The following is a 1,538-nucleotide window of genomic DNA, read 5'->3' as shown; positions in this document are numbered from 1 at the left end:
CGATACCGTTGAAAAAGTCGGTGTTGCTGTCGGTGTGAAGTTCTGATTCAGTCGTTCCAGGCATTGGGAGGACAGTACGATGATGGGCGAGCGGACAGTGATGCAGGAAGCGCTGTTTTACGAGTTCAGCATTGAGCGTCACGTTCCGGCGGACCACCTTCTGCGTTCTATCGACCGCTTCGTCGACCTGTCCGGCCTGCGGTTCCACTTGCGGCCTTTCTATAGCGAGATCGGGCGGCCCTCGATTGATCCAGAACTGATGATCCGCATGCTGATCGTAGGCTACTGCTTCGGCATCCGTTCCGAGCGTCGGCTGTGTGAGGAGGTGCATCTGAACCTCGCCTATCGGTGGTTCTGCCGGCTCGGCCTGGAAGGCGATGTGCCGGATCATTCGACTTTCTCCAAGAACCGGCATGGCCGCTTCCGGGATAGTGATCTGCTGCGCGAGCTATTCGAGACGACAGTAAGGCGTTGCATCGACGAGGGTCTTGTCGGCGGCGAAGGCTTCGCCGTCGATGCGAGCCTGATCAAGGCGGATGCGAACAAGCAACGCTCGGCGGAAGGGTCGGAAACTGTCGACTGGAGTGCGATGGCCGAGACCCGTCGCTCGGTCCAGGAATATCTCGACACGCTCGATGACGCGGCGTGGGGTGCGGCCAGTGAGGTGAAGCCGAAGTTCGTATCGAGGTCTGATCCGGCGGCGCAGTGGACCGGAGCGCAGAAGGGCCATGCCTTCTTCGCTTACGCCACCAACTATCTGATCGATATGAACAATGCCATCATTGTTGACGTCGAAGCGAGCCGGGCGATCCGACAGGCCGAAGTCGGCGCGGCACGCACCATGATCGAACGCACCCAGGATCGCTTCGACCTTTATCCAGAACGGCTGGCCGCCGATAGCGCCTATGGTTCTGCCGAGATGCTGGGCTGGCTGGTGCACGAGCGGGGGATAGAGCCGCATATCCCGGTCTTCGACAAGTCCGAGCGGCGCGACGGCACTTTCGAAAAAGCCGACTTTGTCTACGACCACAAACGCGATCTCTATACCTGCCCTGGCGGCAAGGAGTTACGCTCGCGACAGATCACCTACAAAAATGAGCGTCCGCTTGTCGACGAGGATGGCATGGTACGCTACCGAGCCAGCAAGCACGACTGCGATCCCTGCGCCCTGAAACCCAAATGCTGCCCGAACACCCCGGCGCGCAAAATACCACGCTCCATCCATGAGGGCGCTCGCGACATGGCTCGCGATATCGCCAAAACGGAAGCCTATGTCACTTCGAGGCGGGAGAGGAAAAAGGTCGAGATGCTCTTTGCTCACCTCAAACGCATCCTCAGATTGGATCGCTTGCGACTACGAGGGCCGAATGGAGCTAGAGATGAGTTCCACCTCGCAGCCGCAGCCCAAAACCTCCGGAAACTCGCAAAGCTAATCCCGACGCCGATGCCGAAACCAGCATAAAGGGAGCTACACCTTGGCGCGCCAGCCGCAATCCAGAGCTGCCGCACGATCTCGACGCGACTTTATCAACGGTATC

General features: G+C 59.2%; 1 protein-coding gene. It reads left to right on the top strand.

The annotated features are described in order from the left end of the window. Positions 1 to 79 precede the first annotated feature (79 nt). Positions 80 to 1,462, top strand: coding sequence for an IS1182 family transposase (locus EFB14_RS32730; RefSeq protein ID WP_126830942.1), 1,383 nt, complete (start codon positions 80 to 82; stop codon positions 1,460 to 1,462). Positions 1,463 to 1,538 lie beyond the last annotated feature (76 nt).

The organism is Rhizobium fabae (assembly GCF_003985135.1).
GTDB lineage: Bacteria > Pseudomonadota > Alphaproteobacteria > Rhizobiales > Rhizobiaceae > Rhizobium > Rhizobium pisi.
Note: the sequence above shows the minus strand (reverse complement) of the source record. Positions and strands in the feature narration are given on the sequence as shown.